Raw genomic sequence first — 21,355 nt, forward strand, 5'->3', positions numbered from 1 at the left:
AAAGTGCTGGATGGCGCCGTGAAGATCCCGAAATTGTCACCGATAAAGGCGCGCATACACCGAGAAATTGAAGGGCAAGTGAAGAGCATTACGCTCTCCTGAACAGCTACGGGAAAATATTTCGCCGCTATCCTGTGTGACGATGGTTGGGATGTACCGGAAAAGCCGGGCGTTATCACCCGCGTGACAGGGTGTGATATGGGTTTATCCCACTATCTTATCCAGTCGGACGGGGAGAAGGTGAATAACCCTCGTCACCTTATCAACGCCGCCCGTAACCTGCGTCGCAAGCAGAAAGCCCTGTCCCGAAAACAGAAAGGCAGCGCCAACCGTCGAAAGGCACGTTTACAGGTCGCCGCGGTACACGAACGGGTAGCCAATGCCCGTGCCGATTTTCAACACAAACTCTCCCGGACAATGGTTGACGAAAACCAAGCGGTCATTGTCGAGACGCTGAAATCGGCCAATATGATGAAGAATCACCACCTTGCTCGGGCTATCGGGGATGCTGGCTGGCATGGCTTCATCAAGAAACTGGAATACAAAGCCGCGGCGGCGGGCGTTCATCTGGTCAAACTGGATCAGTGGTTCTCCAGCTCGAAAACCTGCCATTGCTGCGGCCACAAAGTGCCGGAAATGCCGCTGTATAAGCGGATCTGGCTATGCCCTTGCTGTGGTGTCGAACATGACCGCGATATCAATGCGGCGCTCAACATCCAGTGCAAGGGCACAACAGAATTACAGGCGGCGGGACTCGTCGTTTCTGCCCACGGAGGCCCGCGTAAATCCGTTATATCGACGGTGGCGGCCTGAGAAGTGGGAAGCCTCGCCGTTTGCGGCGTGGAGCAGTCACAGCTTTGCCCTTATCGTAATCGGATTTTTTTATTATTTTTCAAGCTGGCTTTCGAAATCACGTTTTGTATAGCCGGTATAGAGTTGACGTGGGCGAGCGATTTTCACGCCATCATCATGCATTTCATTCCAGTGAGCGATCCAGCCGATAGTACGGGCAATGGCGAAAATAACAGTGAACATGGTGGATGGAATCCCCATTGCTTTCAGGATAATGCCTGAGTAGAAATCCACGTTCGGATACAGTTTCTTCTCAATAAAATAGGGGTCGTGTAGAGCAATACGTTCAAGCTCCATAGCAACTTCCAGCAGGCTATCATTCAGGCCAAGTTCATCTAGCACTTCATGGCAGGTTTCACGCATGACGGTTGCGCGAGGATCATAGTTTTTGTAAACACGATGACCAAATCCCATCAGACGGAAAGCATCATTCTTATCTTTGGCCCGGTTAATAAATTCAGGAATATGTTCAACTGACTGAATTTCTTCCAGCATACGTAGACAAGCTTCGTTTGCACCGCCATGAGCAGGTCCCCAGAGAGAAGCGATACCTGCGGCAATACAGGCAAATGGGTTGGCGCCGGAAGAACCTGCGGTACGTACTGTTGAGGTAGACGCGTTTTGTTCGTGGTCCGCATGCAGGATTAGAATGCGATCCATAGCACGCTCCAGTACAGGGTTTACTTTATATTCTTCGCATGGTGTAGAGAACATCATGTGTAGGAAGTTGCCTGCGTAGGAGAGGTCATTGCGTGGATAAACGAATGGCTGACCAATAGAGTATTTGTAGCACATGGCGGCCACTGTCGGCATTTTTGACAGCAGGCGGTATGCGGTAATGTCACGGTGACGTGGATTGTTCACATCCAGAGCATCATGATAGAAAGCAGCCAGAGCGCCGGTGACTCCGCACAGTACTGCCATCGGGTGCGAATCACGGCGGAAGCCGTTGAACAGACGATGGATCTGTTCATGGATCATAGTGTGACGGGTAATAGTTTTTTTGAATTTATCAAACTGTTCTTGTGTTGGTGTTTCACCATACAGCAGGATATAGCAGACTTCCAAATAAGTAGATTTTGTCGCTAGCTGATCGATAGGGAAACCACGGTGCAGCAATACACCTTCGTTACCATCAATGTAGGTGATCTTGGATTCGCAAGATGCTGTAGAAGTAAAACCAGGGTCGTAGGTATAGAAACCTTGGGAGCCAAGAGTACGAACGTCGATGACTTTAGACCCAAGGGTCGGTGTTAGCACGTCCAATTCAATAGCAACTGAACCGTCTGGGGTTAGAGTTGCTTTGTTATCTGCCATTACAGTCTCCTTAGCGCTTTCATTTTTATAACTCTTAACAACCACGGCAGAAAGACACTGTATAGAGTCTATCTTATCAGGCTATTTTATTGGCCATTCTTTGTCATCAAGAACGGGCTTGGACGGTGCTTTGACAAAAGCCGGTCACTTTTGAATGCACTTTGGTGTAGCCCGCGCCGGTGAGCGATTTGTGATTGAATCGCTTCTTTACAGACTGTGCGCATATTCCGGTTGCGGTGCAATCTGTGTTCCCAATTTATTGACAAGATGGCCTACACCCATAATGCCTGGCGGAATAGGTTCTTATACTGTGTCCTCTGACACTGTACTACCGGGGAAAAACTGAAATTAGGCCAATATCACATTTAAGGCTGAAATCTCACCCCGGACGACAATGGTTTTCAGGTTGTTAGTGAATTTTTGAGAGTTATGTTTTATGCATTGACTACAAAAATGATTATGATTCGTGCGGACTACACAGTTACATAACTTTAGCTTTTCTTGAGGTCTTTCCTCTTATCAAAAATCAATCTCAAAAGTGTTTTCAACCATATATGTAAGATAAATGTTTAAAGTTTGTCAAACAAGATAATTAATTTTGTGCAATATGTTTGAATCGTGATCTTAATCACTGTTCAGTGGAAATGTAGCTAATCATATTGTGTTGTAATTGTAATAATAATGTGAAGCACATATACTGCCGCCAGGTCTCCGGATTACCCTGCTGTAGGAGCACCCAGCGTAACTAAATCACAACATTATTTAACATGAAGGATCTATCGTTTGGTTAAATGTTGTGTCTTTGTATCCTCTTATCGCTGTCTGATTTCCGCCCAGGTCCGGAGGAAGGAAAATAATAAAAGAGCTGTGTGGGCAAAATTGTGAAAAAACAAAGACCTGTCAACCTTGATTTGCAGACGATACACTTTCCAGTCTCTGCAATAGCCTCGATCTTGCACCGTGTCTCTGGCGTCATTACTTTCGTAGCAGTAGGAATTCTCCTCTGGTTGTTAGGAATGTCTCTCTCCTCGCAAGAAGGGTTTCAGCAAGCCGCCGATATTATGACGGGATTTTTCGCTAAGTTTATTGTGTGGGGCATTCTGACCGCACTGGCTTACCATATCTGTGGTGGCGTCCGTCATATGTTGATGGATTTCGGCTACTTGGAGGAAAACTTAGCGGTCGGTAGTCTCTCTGCCAAAGTGGCAATTGGGATTGCTGTTATTCTGTCGATTCTGGCTGGAGTACTGGTATGGTAAGTAACGCATCTGCATTGGGTCGCACGGGTATCCATGATTGGCTATTATTGCGCGCGTCCGCAATGATTATTGTTTTATATGTTCTTTATATGCTGGGTTTTGTCGTTACAACGTCGGATATCACTTATGAAGTCTGGCGGGGTTTCTTCGCTTCATCCATCACTAAGGTCTTCACTGTGCTGGCACTGTTTTCCATTCTGGCTCACGCTTGGATTGGTATGTGGCAAGTACTAACTGACTATGTAAAGCCGCTGGCGCTGCGTTTAATGCTGCAATTGGCGATTATCGTTGCACTGATGGCTTACTTGATTTACGGAACAATTGTGGTGTGGGGTGTATAGATGAAACTGCCAGTAAGAGAGTTTGATGCAGTCGTTATTGGTGCGGGTGGCGCTGGTATGCGCGCTGCGCTACAAATTTCACAAATGGGACTATCCTGTGCTTTGATTTCCAAAGTATTCCCAACCCGTTCTCATACTGTATCCGCGCAGGGGGGGATCACCGTTGCGTTGGGTAACTCCCATGATGATAACTGGGAATGGCACATGTATGACACGGTGAAAGGCTCCGACTACATCGGTGATCAGGATGCGATTGAGTACATGTGTAAGACTGGTCCTGAGGCAATTTTGGAACTGGAGCACATGGGGTTGCCATTTTCGCGTTTGGATGACGGTCGTATTTATCAACGTCCATTCGGTGGCCAGTCAAAAAACTTTGGTGGTGAACAGGCAGCACGTACAGCCGCGGCGGCAGACCGTACTGGTCATGCCCTGTTGCATACGCTGTATCAGCAAAACTTAAAAAATCACACCACTATTTTTTCTGAATGGTATTCGTTGGATTTGGTTAAAAATCAGGATGGAAGCATTGTTGGTTGTACTGCGATCTCTATTGAAACCGGTGAAGTGGTTTATTTCAAAGCGAAGGCAACTATTCTGGCAACGGGTGGCGCAGGTCGTATCTATCAATCGACCACTAACGCCCATATTAACACCGGTGATGGTGTAGGTATGGCGCTGCGTGCGGGTGTGCCTGTACAGGATATGGAAATGTGGCAATTCCACCCAACCGGTATCGCGGGGGCGGGTGTTCTGGTGACAGAAGGCTGCCGTGGCGAAGGTGGTTATTTGTTGAATAAAGATGGTGAACGCTTTATGGAGCGTTATGCGCCAAATGCTAAAGATTTGGCTGGTCGTGATGTGGTGGCGCGTTCCATCATGATCGAAATCCGCGAAGGCCGTGGTTGTGATGGTCCTTGGGGGCCTCATGCTAAGCTGAAACTGGATCATTTGGGTAAAGAGGTGCTGGAGTCTCGTCTGCCGGGTATTCTTGAATTATCCCGTACTTTCGCCCACGTTGATCCGGTAAAAGAACCTATTCCGGTTATTCCAACTTGCCACTATATGATGGGAGGAATCCCAACCAAAGTGACCGGTCAGGCACTGGCTATTAACGAGAAAGGCGAAGATGTGGTTATTCCGGGCCTGTTTGCTGTCGGTGAAATTGCCTGTGTATCTGTTCATGGCGCAAACCGTCTGGGGGGTAACTCTCTGTTGGATTTGGTGGTGTTTGGCCGTTCTGCCGGTTTGCACCTGAAAGAATCGCTGATGGAGCAAGGCACTAGCCGCGAAGCCAGCGAATCTGACATCGAAGCATCCTTGCAACGCCTGAACCGTTGGAATAGTGCGAGTACGGGTGAAGATCCGGTTAAAATTCGTAAAGATTTGCAAGCGTGCATGCAGAACAACTTCTCGGTATTCCGTGAAGGCGATGCAATGGCGAAAGGGCTGGAAGAACTTAAAGTTATCCGTGAACGCCTGAAAAATGCCCGTTTGGACGATACTTCCTCAGAGTTCAATACTCAGAGAATTGAGTGTCTGGAGCTTGATAACCTGATGGAAACGGCATTTTCTACGGCTGTTGCTGCTAACTTCCGTACTGAAAGTCGTGGCGCTCATAGCCGTTTCGATTATCCGGATCGTGATGATGCGAATTGGTTATGCCATACCCTCTATCTACCGCAAACTGAAACTATGACTCGTCGTAATGTCAACATGCAGCCAAAACTGCGTGAAGCATTCCCGCCGAAAGCGCGTACTTACTAATGAGTTGCTGATGATCCAGTTGCGGAGGAATAGATTATGAAACTTGAATTTTCGATTTATCGTTACAACCCGGATGTTGACAGCGCTCCTCGTATGCAGGATTACACGCTGGAAGCAGAAGAAGGGCGTGACATGATGTTGCTGGATGCCTTGATCCAGCTTAAAGAGCAGGACCCGACACTCTCTTTCCGTCGTTCTTGCCGTGAAGGTGTTTGTGGTTCTGATGGCCTCAACATGAATGGTAAAAATGGTCTGGCCTGTATTACGCCTGTTTCGGCTTTGCGGCGCGGCAGCAAGAAAATTGTTATTCGCCCGTTGCCCGGTTTGCCGGTTATCCGTGACTTGGTTGTAGATATGGGGCAATTCTATGCGCAATATGAGAAGATTCGCCCATATTTGCTGAATGACGGTAAAAACCCGCCGGCACGTGAACATTTGCAATCACCTGCACAAAGGGAAAAACTCGATGGTCTGTACGAGTGTATTCTGTGTGCATGTTGTTCAACTTCCTGTCCGTCGTTCTGGTGGAACCCTGATAAATTTATCGGGCCTGCGGGTTTACTGGCGGCATATCGCTTCCTGATTGACAGCCGTGATACTGAAACGGCTTCACGATTAGATAAGTTGAATGATGCTTTCAGTGTTTTCCGTTGCCATAGCATCATGAATTGTGTCAGTGTGTGCCCTAAGGGGTTGAATCCAACAAAAGCTATTGGCCATATTAAGTCTATGTTACTGAAACATAGTGCATAATAGGTCTGCCCTCCGCGAAATTTTCTTTGTGGAGGGCACAAAGAATTGAAGAATATGAGTTGCCAACTGCGAATGATGACAAAAGCTTGAGGCGAGGAACCTTTAAAAACGATGAGGCGGTTTTTAAAGGTTCCTTGAAGGGTTCCGAAACCCAAAAGAGAACATGCATAAAGCACGTCCAAATGAACCTTTTATCGATACCGTATTTAAACGGTAATAGTTAACCACGGCGAAAACTAAAGCTTTTAAAGCTTAAGGGATCACAATGCAGAACGGCGCAATGAAGGACTGGCTGGATTCAAGCTTCCTGGCTGGTTCAAACCAGTCTTACATAGAGCAGATCTATGAAGACTATATAACCGATCCAAACTCCGTTGATGCAAGTTGGAGAGAGATTTTCCAACAATTGCCGAATGCGGGACTCAACGGTGAACAACTCCACTCGCAGACGCGTGATTACTTCCGCCGTCTTGCGAAAGATACTACGCGTTATCATTCCTCTGTCAGCGATCCAGCAATGGATGCAAAACAAGTTAAAGTTTTGCAGCTCATCAACGCATTTCGCTTTCGCGGTCATCAAAATGCGAACCTTGACCCGTTGGGATTATGGAAACAGGATAGCGTCCCTGATTTAGATCCTGCTTTCCATAATCTGACGGAAGCTGATTTTGCAGAGACATTTAACGTAGGCTCTTTTGCAATCGGCAAAGAGACGATGAAATTGGCTGATTTGTATGAAGCGCTGAAACGCACTTATTGCGGTTCTATTGGCGCTGAATACATGCACATCACCAATACGGAAGAAAAACGTTGGATTCAGCAGCGTCTGGAGTCTGTGACTGTCAGCTCTCAGTTTAGCGTAGAGGAAAAGCGGCGTTTTCTGGCGGAACTGACGGCAGCGGAAGGTTTGGAGCGTTATCTGGGAGCTAAGTTTCCGGGAGCGAAACGTTTCTCTCTTGAAGGTGGTGATGCGCTGATCCCCATGTTGAAGGATCTTATCCGCCATGCGGGTAAACATGATACACGAGAAGTTGTGCTGGGAATGGCTCACCGTGGGCGCCTCAACGTCTTGGTTAATATTTTAGGTAAAAAACCGGCTGATCTGTTTGATGAGTTTGCCGGTAAACATAAAGAGCACCTTGGTACCGGTGACGTGAAATATCACCAAGGTTTCTCGTCTGATTTTGCTACCGAGGGTGCTAAAGTTCATTTGGCATTAGCATTTAACCCATCTCACCTTGAGATTGTCAGCCCTGTCGTTATTGGTTCAGTGCGTGCCCGCCGCGACCGTTTGGATGAAGGCCGCAGTAATATGGTGTTGCCAATCACTATCCACGGTGATGCTGCTGTTACCGGACAGGGAGTGGTGCAAGAAACGCTGAACATGTCTCAGGCTCGTGGTTATGAGGTAGGCGGTACAATTCGTATCGTCATCAATAACCAGATTGGTTTCACAACGTCTAACCCGAAAGATGCCCGTTCAACACAATACTGTACCGATATTATCAAAATGGTACAGGCGCCGATTTTCCACGTTAATGCAGACGATCCAGAAGCGGTGGCATTTGTCACCCGTTTAGCACTGGATTTCCGTAATACCTTCAAACGTGATGTGATGATCGATCTGGTTTGTTATCGTCGTCATGGTCATAACGAAGCTGATGAGCCAAGTGCAACTCAGCCAATGATGTATCAGAAAATCAAGAAACACCCAACGCCACGTAAAATCTATGGTGACAAGCTGGCGGCTGAGAACTTGATATCAGCCGATGATGTGACCGAGATGGTTAACCTGTATCGTGATGCCCTCGACCGTGGTGATTGTGTCGTTGATGAGTGGCGCTCAATGGGGCTGCACTCATTTACTTGGGAGCCTTATCTTAATCACGAATGGGATGAAGAATACCCACATAAAGTGGATATTAAGCGTTTGCAAGACCTGGGTAGACGTATCAGCTCTGTCCCGGAAGAAGTGACAATGCACTCCCGTGTGGCGAAAATTTATAACGACCGTGCAGAGATGGCAAACGGCGATAAATTATTCGATTGGGGCGGCGCAGAAACATTGGCCTACGCGACTTTAGTGGATGAAGGAGTCCCGGTGCGTTTGTCTGGTGAAGACGCTGGTCGTGGTACTTTCTTCCATCGTCATGCTGTTATCCATAATCAGGCTAACGGTTCTGTTTATGTTCCTCTGGCGAACGTTCATAACGGTCAGGGAGCATTCAATGTTTGGGATTCTGTCCTGTCCGAAGAAGCGGTATTGGCGTTTGAGTATGGCTATGCAACAACAGAACCTCGTGCTCTGACAATCTGGGAAGCTCAATTTGGTGATTTTGCCAACGGCGCACAGGTTGTTATTGACCAATTCATCAGCTCTGGTGAGCAGAAATGGGGCCGTATGTGTGGCTTGGTTATGCTGCTGCCTCATGGTTATGAAGGACAAGGGCCTGAACACTCTTCTGCCCGTTTGGAACGTTATTTGCAACTGTGCGCAGAGCAGAACATGCAGGTTTGTGTGCCATCAACGCCAGCTCAGGTCTACCATATGCTTCGCCGTCAGGCTTTGCGCGGTATGCGCCGTCCGTTGATCGTTATGTCGCCAAAATCACTGTTGCGCCATCCATTAGCTGTTTCTAGCCTGGATGAACTGGCTAACGGTAAATTCCAGACAGTTATTGGTGAAACTGACGCCCTTGATCCGAAAGGCGTTAAACGGGTTGTACTTTGTTCAGGTAAAGTCTACTACGACCTGTTGGAGCAACGTCGTAAAAATGAACAAACTGATGTCGCTATCGTGCGTATCGAGCAACTATATCCATTCCCTCATCAGGATGTTCAGTCAACACTGGAACAGTATGCTCATGTACATGATTTTGTCTGGTGCCAGGAAGAGCCATTAAATCAGGGGGCCTGGTATTGCAGTCAGCACAACTTCCGTGAAGTGATCCCGTTCGGGGCTTCTTTACGTTATGCAGGTCGTCCTGCGTCTGCTTCCCCGGCAGTTGGATATACGTCAGTTCACCAGCAACAACAACAAGAGCTGGTTAATGACGCACTGAACGTTGAATAAATAAAGGATATAAAATGAGTAGCGTAGATATTCTGGTTCCGGATCTGCCTGAGTCTGTTGCTGATGCCACTGTGGCAGTTTGGCACAAAAAACAGGGTGATCGTGTTGAACGTGATGAAGTGCTGGTTGAAATCGAAACAGATAAAGTTGTGCTGGAAGTGCCTGCCAGTGAAGCAGGTATTTTAGAAGCCATTTTGGAAGAGAAAGACGCCACTGTTCTGTCCCGTCAGCTTCTTGGCCGTATTCGTCTGGGTGATAGCACCGGCAAGCCGGCGGAGATAAAAGAAAAGACAGAAGCGACTTTGGCGAAACGTCAAACGGCGGGTTTAGAAGAAGAGAGCAATGATGCGCTCAGCCCGGCGGTCCGTCGTTTGATTGCAGAGCACGATCTTGATGCTAAAGCGATTAAAGGCAGTGGTGTTGGTGGACGTATCGTCCGTGAAGACGTGGAAAAATACATGGCTGATAACGAAAAAGCGGCTGGCAAGTCCGCAGAAGCCCCTGTTTCTGCCCAGGATTCTCTGTTGCCACACCGCAGTGAAAAACGTGTTCCAATGACTCGCCTGCGTAAACGTGTGGCTGAACGTCTGCTGGAAGCGAAAAACAACACCGCGATGTTGACAACATTTAACGAAGTTAACATGAAGCCCATTCAAGATATGCGCAAACAGTACGGCGAGGCGTTTGAAAAACGTCACGGCGTACGTCTGGGCTTTATGTCTTTCTATGTGAAAGCCGTGGTTGAAGCACTGAAACGCTATCCAGAAGTGAATGCTTCTATTGATGGCACTGATGTGGTTTACCACAACTATTTCGATATCAGTATTGCGGTATCGACACCGCGCGGTCTGGTAACGCCTGTACTGCGTGATGCTGATGCACTGAGCATGGCTGATCTCGAAAAACGCATTAAAGAGCTGGCTATCAAAGGCCGCGACGGCAAATTGACCGTTGAAGAGCTGACGGGTGGTAACTTTACCATTACTAATGGCGGTGTATTCGGCTCCTTAATGTCTACGCCAATCATTAACCCACCACAGAGTGCGATTCTTGGCATGCATGCCATCAAAGATCGCCCAATGGCGGTTAATGGTCAGGTGGAGATCCTTCCAATGATGTACCTGGCACTGTCTTATGACCATCGTCTGATTGACGGGCGTGAGTCTGTAGGCTTCCTAGTGACCATCAAAGAAATGCTGGAAGATCCTGCACGTTTGCTGCTGGACGTATAGCAACATAATCAGGGCGGATACGCGCTAATATCTGCCCAGTCTGAAGTAAACAAATGTATATGTACAGCCAGTTTTCGGACTGGCTATATCCAAAGCAACAAAAAAATCAGAGAGCAACTTACTTATTTTTGCTCTTCTCAGACTTAATTATGGATAGAACATCATGAATTTACACGAGTATCAGGCAAAACAGCTTTTTGCACGATATGGTTTACCCGCTCCGGCTGGTTATGCCTGCACGACACCGCGTGAAGCAGAAGAAGCTGCATCTAAAATCGGTTCTGGCCCTTGGGTGGTGAAGTGCCAGGTCCATGCTGGCGGTCGCGGTAAAGCGGGCGGCGTGAAAGTGGTTAACAGTAAAGAAGAAATTCGCGCTTTCGCAGAGCAGTGGCTAGGCAAACGTTTGGTTACTTACCAAACAGATGCGCAGGGGCAGCCTGTTCGTCAGATTTTAGTGGAAGGAGCAACTGATATTGCGAAGGAGCTGTATCTCGGTGCTGTGGTTGATCGTGGTACGCGTCGTGTAGTGTTCATGGCTTCTACTGAAGGTGGTGTTGAAATTGAAAAAGTTGCGGAAGAGACCCCGGAACTGATCCATAAAGCGATTATTGACCCGCTGATTGGCCCTATGCCTTATCAGGGGCGTGAACTGGCATTTAAATTGGGTTTAACCGGTAAACAAGTCAGCCAGTTCACTAAAATTTTCTTAGGGTTGGCGAATCTGTTCCTGGAGCGTGACCTGGCTTTGGTTGAAATTAACCCATTGGTTATTACTACTCAAGGTGATTTGATTTGTCTGGATGGCAAACTGGGCGCTGACGGCAACGCACTGTTCCGTCAGGCTGAATTGCGTGAAATGCATGACCCATCTCAGGAAGATCCTCGTGAAGCTCAGGCGGCACAGTGGGAGCTCAACTATGTCGCGTTGGATGGCAATATTGGTTGCATGGTAAACGGTGCTGGCTTGGCAATGGGAACGATGGATATCGTTAAATTGCATGGCGGTGCGCCAGCTAACTTCCTTGATGTTGGTGGTGGTGCAACCAAAGAACGTGTTACAGAAGCGTTTAAAATTATCCTGTCAGATGAAAATGTGAAAGCAGTATTGGTTAACATCTTTGGTGGTATTGTTCGTTGTGACCTGATTGCTGACGGTATTATTGGTGCGGTGGAAGAAGTAGGAGTTCACGTACCGGTTGTTGTTCGTTTGGAAGGGAACAATGCTGATCTGGGCGCGAAAAAACTGGCTGACAGCGGCTTAAATATCATTGCCGCAACCAGCTTGACAGATGCAGCTAAGCAAGCAGTAGCAGCAGTGGGGGCAAAATAAATAATGTCTATTTTAATTGATAAAAACACCAAAGTTATCTGTCAAGGTTTTACTGGCAGCCAAGGAACTTTCCATTCAGAACAAGCGATTGCTTACGGTACCCAAATGGTTGGCGGGGTAACGCCGGGTAAGGGCGGTACTGAACATCTGGGATTACCTGTTTTCAATACCGTTCGTGAAGCGGTAGAAGCAACAGGGGCAACGGCTTCTGTTATCTATGTTCCAGCTCCTTTCTGTAAAGATTCTATTCTGGAAGCGATCGACGCAGGTATTAAACTGATTATCACCATTACTGAAGGTATTCCGACGCTGGATATGCTGACGGTTAAAGTGAAACTGGATGAAGCGGGTGTGCGAATGATCGGTCCTAACTGTCCGGGTGTTATCACGCCGGATGAATGTAAGATCGGTATTATGCCGGGCCACATTCATCAAGCTGGTAAAGTTGGCATCGTTTCCCGCTCAGGAACGCTGACTTATGAAGCGGTAAAACAGACAACGGATGCAGGTTTAGGCCAATCTACTTGTGTTGGTATCGGTGGTGATCCAATTCCAGGTTCTAACTTCATTGATATCCTGAAATTGTTCCAGGAAGATCCACAAACAGAAGCCATCGTAATGATTGGTGAAATTGGTGGAACAGCAGAAGAAGAGGCAGCGGCTTATATTAAACAGCACGTTACTAAGCCGGTTGTTGCCTACATCGCGGGTGTGACTGCACCAAAAGGCAAGCGTATGGGGCATGCTGGCGCCATCATTGCAGGTGGTAAAGGAACGGCGGACGAAAAATTTGCTGCTCTGGAAGCGGCAGGGGTGAAAACTGTTCGTAGCTTGGCAGACATCGGTGATGCTGTGAAAGATTTACTTGCTGGCAAGTGACATTTTATAAAAAATCCTTATCTATTAGGCCGCTGTAAAGTGGCCTTTTTATTTGTATGGGCAGTATTCACTGCGATTAAATTCATTAAATCTTTATTTTCACTTTGTTATTCTCCAATTAAATTAAACTGAGTTTCATTAATGCTATTTATTAAAATGAAATTTAATAAAGATGAAGTTAATAATAATATTTTCTTAAGGATGAAAATAAGAAGTTAATTTTAAAAATCATTTAACAGCAATATAGAAATCAATATTTATCTAAACAAACAAATAATTAACAATATGTCAACCAAAATGAAATAATAAACAAATTAATTAACACTGCTATGAAAAAAATCCATAAAATCAAATTATTACTATAGCATTATTGCTTTGGTTTGCTTAAATTGACTCAGATCAAATTAATTCCTATTAAACAATGGCTGCAATTCTTGACCTATATTCAGAATTCTAATCTGAATCACGTAAAACCTATTTATTGTATGGGAATATAAGCGTACTATACTATTAGTCTAATTAGTTTTTAATTTACTTAGTAGTGAGTTGTTATTTTAAAGGCATTTATTGCTGGTAGTTATGAGGCTTCTGCATGAGTACTTTGAGCAAAGTGCTTATATGAAGTCAGGTTGCCGCAAGTCGGTGTCTTCCTGCTAGGAGCAAGGAGTCAAGATGTTTGATATTGTCGAACTGTCACGATTACAGTTTGCCTTAACTGCGATGTATCATTTTCTATTCGTTCCACTAACGCTTGGTATGGCGTTTTTGCTGGCGATCATGGAAACGGTATATGTGCTCTCCGGCAAACAAATTTATAAAGATATGACAAAATTCTGGGGCAAGTTATTTGGTATTAACTTTGCTTTGGGGGTTGCAACAGGGCTGACTATGGAGTTCCAGTTTGGGACTAACTGGTCATACTTTTCTCACTACGTTGGTGACATTTTCGGTGCGCCTCTAGCGATTGAAGGCTTGATGGCGTTCTTCCTAGAGTCTACATTCGTAGGTCTATTTTTCTTCGGTTGGGATCGTCTCAGTAAGACGCAGCATCTGGCAGTAACTTGGTTGGTCGCATTAGGATCTAACTTCTCTGCACTTTGGATTCTGGTTGCTAACGGTTGGATGCAAAACCCGATTGCTTCTGATTTCAACTTTGAAACCATGCGTATGGAGATGGTAAGTTTTGCTGAACTGGTACTGAACCCAGTTGCTCAAGTGAAATTTGTTCATACCGTTGCCGCAGGTTATGTGACAGGGGCGATCTTCGTTCTCGGTATCAGCTCTTACTATCTGCTTAAAGGCCGTGATATTCCATTTGCTAAGCGTTCATTTGCGATTGCTTCAAGTTTTGGTATCGCGGCTGTATTGTCTGTTATTGTGTTGGGTGATGAATCTGGTTACGAAATGGGCGACGTACAGAAGACTAAGCTGGCCGCCATCGAAGCTGAATGGGAAACTCAGCCACCTCCGGCCGCTTTTACACTGATAGGTATCCCGGATCAGGATAAAATGGAAAACAAATATGCGATTCAGATCCCTTATCTTATGGGGCTGATTGCTACCCGTTCTGTTGATACTCCGGTCATTGGTCTGCGTGATCTGATGGACCAGCATGAGCAGCGTATTCGTAATGGTATAAAAGCTTATCACCTGTTGGAGGAATTGCGTGCAGGCAACACAGACCCGACGGTTCGTACTGCATTCAATGAAAGTAAACAAGATCTGGGTTATGGCATGTTGCTGAAACGTTATACCAGCAAAGTGACTGATGCCAGTGAAGAACAAATCAAAGCAGCCGCGAAAGATTCTATTCCTCGTGTTGCGCCGCTCTATTTTGCATTCCGTATCATGGTTGCAGCCGGCTTCCTGATGTTATTGTTGATCGGTCTGGCGTTTTGGAGTGTTATCCGCGGCCGCATTGGTAAACAAAAATGGTTACTGCGCGCTGCGCTGTACAGTATTCCATTGCCGTGGATTGCCATAGAATCAGGCTGGTTTGTGGCGGAATATGGTCGTCAACCGTGGGCAATTGGTGAAGTGCTGCCAACTGCGGTGGCGAGTTCCAATTTAACTGCCGGCGATATCTTGTTCTCTATGGCGCTGATTTGTGGCCTTTATACTTTATTCCTGATTGCGGAAATGTTTTTGATGTTCAAATTTGCCCGCCTTGGCCCAAGCAGCTTAAAAACGGGGCGTTATCATTTTGAACAGAAAACAACTTCAGCACCTGATGCTCAGTAAACAGGAGTCCACTTATGTTTGATTATGAAGTACTACGATTTATCTGGTGGCTACTGATTGGTGTGCTGCTAATCGGTTTCGCGGTAACTGATGGTTTTGATATGGGAGTTGGTATCCTATTACGTATCATCGGCAAAAACGATACTGAGCGTCGCATCATGATTAACTCAGTGGCGCCGCATTGGGATGGTAATCAGGTTTGGTTGATTACCGCTGGTGGAGCGTTGTTCGCCGCATGGCCGATGGTTTATGCCGCAGCATTCTCTGGCTTCTATATTGCTATGATCCTGGTGTTATCTGCGTTGTTCTTCCGTCCGGTTGGTTTTGATTACCGCTCCAAACTGGAAGATCGCAAGTGGCGTAACATGTGGGATTGGGGAATAGTTATCGGTAGCTTTGTTCCTCCATTAGTTATCGGTGTGGCATTCGGTAATTTATTACAGGGAGTGCCGTTTAACGTTGATTCTCAACTTCGTCTGTTCTATACCGGCTCCTTCTTTGAATTGCTCAACCCGTACGGTTTACTGGCAGGAGTGATCAGCCTGATGATGATTGTGACGCAGGGGGCAACTTATCTGCAAATGCGTACTACGGGCGAGCTGCGTCTGCGTTCTCGTGCCGCAACTTACCTCTGTGCGCTGGTGACAATGGTAGCTTTCCTGCTGGCAGGCGTATGGCTGATTTATGGTATTGATGGTTATGTTGTGACTGGCGGCTTGGATACGATGGCTCAGTCTAACCCATTACATAAACAAGTTGCTCATCAGGCGGGTGCTTGGCTGACTAACTTTAACAACTATCCGTTGTTGTGGGCGCTACCGGCATTGGGCGTAGCTTCGCCTTTGCTGACGATGCTGATGACGCGCATCAATAAAGCTGGATGGGCATTCCTGTTCTCTTCACTGACAATTGCTGGCATCATTCTGGCTTGCGGTGTAACGATGTTCCCATTTGTGATGCCTTCAATCACTGATCCTAATGTCAGTTTGACGATGTGGGATGCCACGTCAAGCCTGATGACGCTGCGTGTCATGTTTGTAGTTGCATTGATTTTTGTCCCAATTGTTTTGGGATATACCATTTGGTGTTATTACAAAATGTTTGGGCGTTTGGATAAAAGTTTTATTGAAGATAACAAACATTCACTGTACTAAGGAGCATAAAGCATGTGGTATTTTGCTTGGATTCTCGGAACGCTCTTGGCTTGTAGTTTCGCTATAATCGCTGCCTTAGCTTTTGAGCATAATGAAGAAGAAAAAGCCGCTAAAAATGGCGAGAAATCGTATTAATAGAAAATTCTATCGGCTGATGGATAAAGTCCCTATTCGGGGCTTTATCCTTATTGTGGCATTAACGTTTGCTGCTTGTGTCTTTTGGGACCCTGCTCGTTTTGCGGCTAACACCAGTTCATTGCAGATATGGCAAGGTATTTTGCTAATATGGTCTGTATGTACAGGTGTGACTTTCGGGGTGGGTTTTCAGCCAAGACATATCGTCTGGCGTATCTTTTTCTCTCCTTTGCCGGCATTCTTGATTTTGATTTGGGGTTTGTACCATTTCTTTATGAGTTAATTCTGTATGTTATAGGGCTTCTAACCCATAAATTTTTTATTTGCACATTATTCCAAAGCCGCATTGTCTTGAGTATAGTGGCAGCGTTAATTCGCCTTATGTAGGATTGAAAGTGAGTAATACGTTGTTCCGGTGGCCCATTCGTATTTATTACGAAGATACAGATGTAAGCGGGATAGTTTATAATGGCCGTTATGTCGTCTTTTATGAAAGAGCTCGTACTGAGATGTTACGTCAGCATGGAATTCATCAACAGCATTTACTTGATGAACAAGTTGCGTTTGTTGTTCGACGTATGATGGTTGATTACCGTGCCCCGGCCCGGCTTGATGATATGTTGGAAGTGCAGAGCGAAATTACGGATATTCGTAGAGCATCTTTGACATTTACCCAACGCATTGTTGATGGTAATGGAACAATTATTAACAGCGCAGAAGTTTTAGTCGCCTGCGTAAATACATCTCAAATGAAGCCGATTGCGCTTCCAAAGTTTATTGTCGCGGAGTTTAAGCAGTGACTGACATGAACATTCTAGATTTATTCCTGAAAGCGGGCCTTTTGGTACAGTTGATCATGCTTATTTTGATCTGCTTTTCCGTTGCTTCATGGGCGATCATTATTCAAAGGACCAAAATTCTCAATGCAGCAACCCGGGAATCAGAAGCGTTTGAAGATAAATTCTGGTCGGGTATTGAATTATCACGCTTATATAAGGAAAGTCAGTCGCGTCGAGATTCTTTAGGTGGAACAGAACAAATTTTTTATTCTGGATTTAAAGAATTCGCCCGCCTGCATCATGCAAATAATCATGCGCCAGAAGCGGTAATAACTGGGGCTTCACGTGCAATGCGTATCTCAATGAATCGTGAATTGGAATCGTTAGAAAGCCATATTCCATTCTTGGGTACAGTTGGCTCAATTAGCCCGTATATCGGTCTATTTGGTACGGTCTGGGGGATTATGCATGCATTTATCGCATTAGGTGCGGTAAAACAGGCCACTCTCCAGATGGTAGCGCCGGGTATTGCAGAAGCATTAATTGCAACGGCGATTGGTCTGTTTGCGGCGATTCCGGCAGTGATGGCATACAACCGCTTGAATCAGCGTGTTAATAAGCTGGAGCAAAATTACGATAACTTTATGGAAGAGTTTCTGGCTATTTTGCATCGTCAGGCTTTCGCTGCTGAAAATAAAGCAGAAAACAAATAGTAAGGGGAGAGGCTATGGCACGCACTCGTAGTCGCAAGCGTGAGCTGAAATCCGAAATCAATATCGTTCCCTTACTGGACGTATTGCTGGTTCTGTTGCTTATCTTTATGGCAACAGCACCGATTATCACTCAAAGCGTAGAAGTTGATCTGCCGGATGCGGTAGATTCTAAAACGGTTTCCAATTCCGATAATCCACCGGTAATCGTGGAAGTTTCTGGTGTTGGTCAGTACACCATGATAGTTAACCATGAACGGTTGGAATTATTGCCTGAACCGCAGATTATTGCGGAAGCGCAGGCACGAATAAAAGAGAATCCAAAAACCGTTTTCTTGATCGGTGGTTCGAAGGAAGTGCCTTACGATGAAATTATTAAGGCGCTCAACATGCTGCATCGGGCAGGTGTGAAATCCGTTGGTTTAATGACTCAGCCTATCTGAGTTTGGCCGGCAGTTGCTGTTATTTGAAGATCTTGGATATCGAGCGTGGGAAAGACAAACGGGCAAAACAATAAATTAAATCGCGCTGTTATCGTTTCGGTTGTGTTACATATTATTTTGATTGGGTTACTTATTTGGGGTTCCCTGACACGAAAAACTGAAATGGGTGGCGGTGGTCAGGATGGTTCTGTTATTGATGCTGTTATGGTCGATCCGAATGCGGTAGTACAACAGTACAACCAACAGCAACAACAACAGGCTGATGCTAAGCGTGCAGAGCAGTTACGAAAGAAGAAAGCGGAACAGCAGGCCGCTGAATTAAGGGAAAAACAGGCTGAAGAGCAGGAACGTTTAAAAGCGGTAGAAGAAGAACGTATTAAGGCGCAACAGGCAGCGGAAGAACAGAAAAAACAAGCTTTAGAAGCTGCAAACAAAGCCCGTGAAGAGCAAAAACAGGCAGAAGAAGCGGCGGCGAAGGCTAAGGCTGAAAAAGAAAAACTGATTAAAGAGCAGGCTGAGGCACAGAAGAAAGCTGAAGCGGAAGCGAAGAAAGAAGCTGAAGCCGCGGCTGCTAAACAAAAAGCCGCGGAAGAAGCGAAAGCCAAAGCAGACGCTGAGGCTAAAGCAAGAGCCAAGGCTGAAGCGGATGCTAAAGCCAAAGCTGAGGCAGATGCAAAGGCTAAAGCCAAGGCCGAAGCTGACGCCAAGAAAAAAGCTGCTGAGCAAGCCACTAAACAGGCAAGTGAAGTTGATGATTTACTGGGCGGCTTAACTTCCAATGCACCGAAACAGCAAGGAGGGGCTTCTGCCGCGGGTAAAGGTGGCGGTAAGAAAAGTGGAGCTTCAAATGCCGACATTAATAACTATCTGGGGCAGATCCAGGTAGCGATACAGAATAAGTTTTACGATCCAAGCATGTATCGTGGGCGTACCTGTGCATTACGGATTAAACTTGCTCCTGATGGCTTGTTAATTGATGTAAAGTCAGAGGGGGGAGACCCGGCGTTGTGCCAAGCGGCGGTAGCAGCGGCTAAACAAGCGAAAATTCCGAAACCGCCAAGCAAGGAGGTTTATGAAGCGTTTAAAAATGCGCTGCTTGATTTCAACCCTCAATAAAGTTGTTATTTAGAAGTTATTAATAACAAACAAAACCATTCAATGTTATTAAGCTATCTGGTTTTGTTTGTTGACGTTTGTTAATATTCTGCGAATTATTGCGACTATTCCATCGTGATAAGGGAGAGATTAATGAGGCAGGCTTTTAAAGTAGTACTAGGCATTTTAATGTTGTGGGCCACGGTTGCTTACGCAGAAGTTCGTATCGAGATCACCCAAGGTGTCGATTCTGCACGTCCTATTGGCGTTGTACCCTTTAAATGGACTGGAGCGGGTAATGCACCGGAAGAGATAGGGGCGATTGTTGGCGCTGATCTTCGCAACAGCGGTAAATTTAACCCTATTGATGTCAGCCGAATGCCACAGCAACCAACGACGGCATCTGAGGTGACGCCTGCTGCGTGGTCGGCGTTGGGGATTGATGCTGTTGTTGTTGGGCAGATCCAACCAAGTGCGGATGGTGGTTTTTCAATCTCTTATCAATTAGTTGATACTTCGAGTGCTTCGGGCGCGGTACTTGCTCAGGATCAATTTAAAGTGACCAAACAGTGGTTGCGTTATGCTGCGCATACAGCCAGTGATCAAGTATTTGAAAAACTGACGGGCATTAAAGGCGCATTCCGTACTCGTCTGGCTTACATTGTAAAGACAAATGGTGGTAAATATCCGTATGAACTGCGTGTATCTGATTACGATGGTTACAACCAGTTCACTGTTCACCGTTCACCGGAACCGTTGATGTCGCCTGCATGGTCTCCTGATGGCGCCAAACTGGCTTATGTGACATTTGAAAGTGGCCGTTCTGCCTTGGTTATCCAGACCTTGGCGAGTGGTGAGGTACGTCAGGTTGCCTCTTTCCCGCGTCATAACGGCGCACCTGCATTTTCCCCGGATGGCAGTAAATTGGCATTTGCGCTGTCTAAATCGGGTAGTTTGAATCTTTACGTGATGGATTTGAGTTCAGCTCAGATTCGTCAGGTTACAGATGGGCGCAGTAACAATACTGAGCCGAGTTGGATGCCGGATAACCAGACTTTGGTTTATACCTCTGATCAGGGTGGTCGTCCACAGTTATATAAAACCGATATTAATGGCGGTGTTCCGCAACGCCTCACTTGGGAAGGCACACAAAACCAGGATGCTGATGTAAGCGCAGATGGCAATTTTGTGGTGATGGTCAGCTCAGAGAGTGGTAAGCAACACATAGCTAAACAAGATCTGGCAACGGGAGCCGTTCAAATTTTGACGGATACGTTCCTGGATGAAACGCCGAGTATCGCACCTAACGGCACTATGGTGATTTATAGCTCCACCCAAGGGTTGGGGACTGTATTGCAGCTAGTTTCGACTGACGGGCGTTTCAAAGCGCGTCTTCCGGCAACCGATGGACAGGTAAAATTTCCTGCCTGGTCGCCGTATCTGTGATGCATAATAATATGTATGGCAAATTTTAAAAGGATCAAAGAGATGCAACTGAACAAAGTGCTAAAAGGGCTGATGTTAGCTTTACCAGTTATGGCCGTAGCAGCGTGTAGTTCTAACAAAAATGCTGATAACGATCAGACTGGTGTAGGCACTGTTAACGAAACTAATGCGGGTCTGTCAGCAGAGGAATTAGCTCGTCAGCAAATGCAAGAGCTACAAAACAACAACATCGTATACTTCGGTTTTGACAAATACGACATTGGCTCAGATTTTACTCAGCTGTTAGACGCTCACGCGGCATTCCTGCGCAGCAACCCATCTTATAAAGTTGTTGTAGAAGGTCATGCTGATGAACGTGGTACTCCTGAGTACAACATCGCATTAGGTGAACGCCGTGCTAATGCAGTGAAAATGTACCTGCAAGGTAAAGGTGTTTCCGGTGAGCAAATCTCTATCGTCTCTTACGGTAAAGAGAAACCTGCTGTACTGGGTCACGACGAAGCAGCCTATGCTAAAAACCGTCGCGCAGTACTGGCATACTAAGAGTAG

Annotated in this window: 20 protein-coding genes; 19 read left to right on the plus strand and 1 reads right to left on the minus strand. The window is 46.1% G+C overall.

The window, feature by feature from the left end:
* Window positions 1–132: 132 nt before the first annotated feature.
* Window positions 133–813, plus strand: a complete 681-nt coding sequence (locus tag EAE90_RS23880) for an RNA-guided endonuclease InsQ/TnpB family protein (protein ID WP_246550783.1) — start codon at window positions 133–135, stop codon at window positions 811–813.
* 72 nt (window positions 814–885) lie between these two features.
* Here the strand turns inward: EAE90_RS23880 and EAE90_RS14665 are convergent, their stop codons facing one another.
* Window positions 886–2,169: a citrate synthase gene (locus EAE90_RS14665; RefSeq protein ID WP_036812830.1), complete on the minus strand. Its 1,284-nt coding sequence runs from the start codon at window positions 2,167–2,169 to the stop codon at window positions 886–888.
* A gap of 869 nt (window positions 2,170–3,038) precedes the next feature.
* Here EAE90_RS14665 and sdhC point away from each other — a divergent pair.
* The 18 genes from sdhC (at window position 3,039) to pal (ending at window position 21,349) form a co-directional block, all read left to right on the plus strand.
* Window positions 3,039–3,428, plus strand: coding sequence for a succinate dehydrogenase cytochrome b556 subunit (sdhC, locus tag EAE90_RS14670; RefSeq protein ID WP_214054103.1), 390 nt, complete (start codon window positions 3,039–3,041; stop codon window positions 3,426–3,428).
* On the plus strand, window positions 3,422–3,769 hold the full coding sequence (sdhD, locus tag EAE90_RS14675) for a succinate dehydrogenase membrane anchor subunit (protein WP_036780845.1): 348 nt from the start codon (window positions 3,422–3,424) through the stop codon (window positions 3,767–3,769). The genes sdhC and sdhD overlap by 7 nt, the downstream gene beginning before the upstream one ends.
* The gene (gene sdhA / locus EAE90_RS14680) at window positions 3,770–5,536 is read left to right on the plus strand and encodes a succinate dehydrogenase flavoprotein subunit (protein ID WP_214054104.1); all 1,767 of its coding nucleotides are present in this window, start codon (window positions 3,770–3,772) and stop codon (window positions 5,534–5,536) included. It abuts the gene before it with no gap.
* 36 nt (window positions 5,537–5,572) lie between these two features.
* A complete protein-coding gene (locus EAE90_RS14685; protein ID WP_036780842.1) occupies window positions 5,573–6,289 on the plus strand; it encodes a succinate dehydrogenase iron-sulfur subunit in 717 nt (238 codons plus the stop codon).
* Window positions 6,290–6,554: 265 nt separating this feature from the next.
* Complete coding sequence (gene sucA / locus EAE90_RS14690; protein WP_214054105.1) at window positions 6,555–9,362, plus strand: 2-oxoglutarate dehydrogenase E1 component; 2,808 nt, start codon at window positions 6,555–6,557, stop codon at window positions 9,360–9,362.
* Window positions 9,363–9,376: 14 nt separating this feature from the next.
* Window positions 9,377–10,594, plus strand: a complete 1,218-nt coding sequence (gene odhB, locus EAE90_RS14695; RefSeq protein ID WP_214054106.1) for a 2-oxoglutarate dehydrogenase complex dihydrolipoyllysine-residue succinyltransferase — start codon at window positions 9,377–9,379, stop codon at window positions 10,592–10,594.
* Between the two features lie 163 nt (window positions 10,595–10,757).
* The gene (gene sucC, locus EAE90_RS14700) at window positions 10,758–11,924 is read left to right on the plus strand and encodes an ADP-forming succinate--CoA ligase subunit beta (RefSeq protein WP_036812840.1); all 1,167 of its coding nucleotides are present in this window, start codon (window positions 10,758–10,760) and stop codon (window positions 11,922–11,924) included.
* A 3-nt stretch (window positions 11,925–11,927) separates the two neighbouring features.
* A complete protein-coding gene (gene sucD / locus EAE90_RS14705) occupies window positions 11,928–12,803 on the plus strand; it encodes a succinate--CoA ligase subunit alpha (protein WP_172909206.1) in 876 nt (291 codons plus the stop codon).
* 672 nt (window positions 12,804–13,475) lie between these two features.
* Window positions 13,476–15,044: a cytochrome ubiquinol oxidase subunit I gene (cydA, locus tag EAE90_RS14710; protein WP_214054107.1), complete on the plus strand. Its 1,569-nt coding sequence runs from the start codon at window positions 13,476–13,478 to the stop codon at window positions 15,042–15,044.
* Between the two features lie 14 nt (window positions 15,045–15,058).
* A complete protein-coding gene (gene cydB / locus EAE90_RS14715; protein ID WP_214054108.1) occupies window positions 15,059–16,198 on the plus strand; it encodes a cytochrome d ubiquinol oxidase subunit II in 1,140 nt (379 codons plus the stop codon).
* A 12-nt stretch (window positions 16,199–16,210) separates the two neighbouring features.
* Window positions 16,211–16,333, plus strand: a complete 123-nt coding sequence (gene cydX, locus EAE90_RS14720; RefSeq protein ID WP_214054109.1) for a cytochrome bd-I oxidase subunit CydX — start codon at window positions 16,211–16,213, stop codon at window positions 16,331–16,333.
* The gene (gene ybgE, locus EAE90_RS14725) at window positions 16,290–16,616 is read left to right on the plus strand and encodes a cyd operon protein YbgE (protein ID WP_246550769.1); all 327 of its coding nucleotides are present in this window, start codon (window positions 16,290–16,292) and stop codon (window positions 16,614–16,616) included. The genes cydX and ybgE overlap by 44 nt, the downstream gene beginning before the upstream one ends.
* Before the next feature lie 112 nt (window positions 16,617–16,728).
* Window positions 16,729–17,133 carry a tol-pal system-associated acyl-CoA thioesterase gene (ybgC, locus tag EAE90_RS14730; protein WP_214054111.1) on the plus strand — a complete coding sequence of 135 codons (405 nt, stop codon included), beginning with the start codon at window positions 16,729–16,731 and terminating at the stop codon, window positions 17,131–17,133.
* Complete coding sequence (gene tolQ, locus EAE90_RS14735; protein ID WP_011145755.1) at window positions 17,130–17,825, plus strand: Tol-Pal system protein TolQ; 696 nt, start codon at window positions 17,130–17,132, stop codon at window positions 17,823–17,825. The genes ybgC and tolQ overlap by 4 nt, the downstream gene beginning before the upstream one ends.
* Window positions 17,826–17,839: 14 nt before the next feature.
* Window positions 17,840–18,265: a colicin uptake protein TolR gene (tolR, locus tag EAE90_RS14740; RefSeq protein ID WP_036780822.1), complete on the plus strand. Its 426-nt coding sequence runs from the start codon at window positions 17,840–17,842 to the stop codon at window positions 18,263–18,265.
* Between the two features lie 45 nt (window positions 18,266–18,310).
* The gene (tolA, locus tag EAE90_RS14745; protein WP_214054112.1) at window positions 18,311–19,381 is read left to right on the plus strand and encodes a cell envelope integrity protein TolA; all 1,071 of its coding nucleotides are present in this window, start codon (window positions 18,311–18,313) and stop codon (window positions 19,379–19,381) included.
* A 132-nt stretch (window positions 19,382–19,513) separates the two neighbouring features.
* Window positions 19,514–20,806, plus strand: a complete 1,293-nt coding sequence (gene tolB, locus EAE90_RS14750) for a Tol-Pal system beta propeller repeat protein TolB (RefSeq protein WP_036780819.1) — start codon at window positions 19,514–19,516, stop codon at window positions 20,804–20,806.
* Between the two features lie 42 nt (window positions 20,807–20,848).
* Entirely contained in the window at window positions 20,849–21,349 is a 501-nt protein-coding gene (pal, locus tag EAE90_RS14755) for a peptidoglycan-associated lipoprotein Pal (protein ID WP_214054113.1), read from the plus strand.
* Window positions 21,350–21,355 lie beyond the last annotated feature (6 nt).

Source organism: Photorhabdus caribbeanensis (assembly GCF_018448885.1).
Lineage (GTDB): Bacteria > Pseudomonadota > Gammaproteobacteria > Enterobacterales > Enterobacteriaceae > Photorhabdus > Photorhabdus caribbeanensis.

Bases quoted from the DNA above. Each gene is read 5' to 3' on its own strand.
- ybgE (WP_246550769.1), top strand. From the start codon at position 16,290: ATGAAGAAGAAAAAGCCGCTAAAAATGGCGAGAAATCGTATTAATAGA.
- tolB (WP_036780819.1), top strand. From the start codon at position 19,514: ATGAGGCAGGCTTTTAAAGTAGTACTAGGCATTTTAATGTTGTGGGCC.
- odhB (WP_214054106.1), top strand. From the start codon at position 9,377: ATGAGTAGCGTAGATATTCTGGTTCCGGATCTGCCTGAGTCTGTTGCT.
- sdhD (WP_036780845.1), top strand. From the start codon at position 3,422: ATGGTAAGTAACGCATCTGCATTGGGTCGCACGGGTATCCATGATTGG.
- cydA (WP_214054107.1), top strand. From the start codon at position 13,476: ATGTTTGATATTGTCGAACTGTCACGATTACAGTTTGCCTTAACTGCG.
- sucA (WP_214054105.1), top strand. From the start codon at position 6,555: ATGCAGAACGGCGCAATGAAGGACTGGCTGGATTCAAGCTTCCTGGCT.
- cydX (WP_214054109.1), top strand. From the start codon at position 16,211: ATGTGGTATTTTGCTTGGATTCTCGGAACGCTCTTGGCTTGTAGTTTC.
- pal (WP_214054113.1), top strand. From the start codon at position 20,849: ATGCAACTGAACAAAGTGCTAAAAGGGCTGATGTTAGCTTTACCAGTT.
- sucD (WP_172909206.1), top strand. From the start codon at position 11,928: ATGTCTATTTTAATTGATAAAAACACCAAAGTTATCTGTCAAGGTTTT.
- EAE90_RS14665 (WP_036812830.1), bottom strand. From the start codon at position 2,169: ATGGCAGATAACAAAGCAACTCTAACCCCAGACGGTTCAGTTGCTATT.
- tolR (WP_036780822.1), top strand. From the start codon at position 17,840: ATGGCACGCACTCGTAGTCGCAAGCGTGAGCTGAAATCCGAAATCAAT.
- cydB (WP_214054108.1), top strand. From the start codon at position 15,059: ATGTTTGATTATGAAGTACTACGATTTATCTGGTGGCTACTGATTGGT.
- sucC (WP_036812840.1), top strand. From the start codon at position 10,758: ATGAATTTACACGAGTATCAGGCAAAACAGCTTTTTGCACGATATGGT.
- sdhA (WP_214054104.1), top strand. From the start codon at position 3,770: ATGAAACTGCCAGTAAGAGAGTTTGATGCAGTCGTTATTGGTGCGGGT.
- EAE90_RS14685 (WP_036780842.1), top strand. From the start codon at position 5,573: ATGAAACTTGAATTTTCGATTTATCGTTACAACCCGGATGTTGACAGC.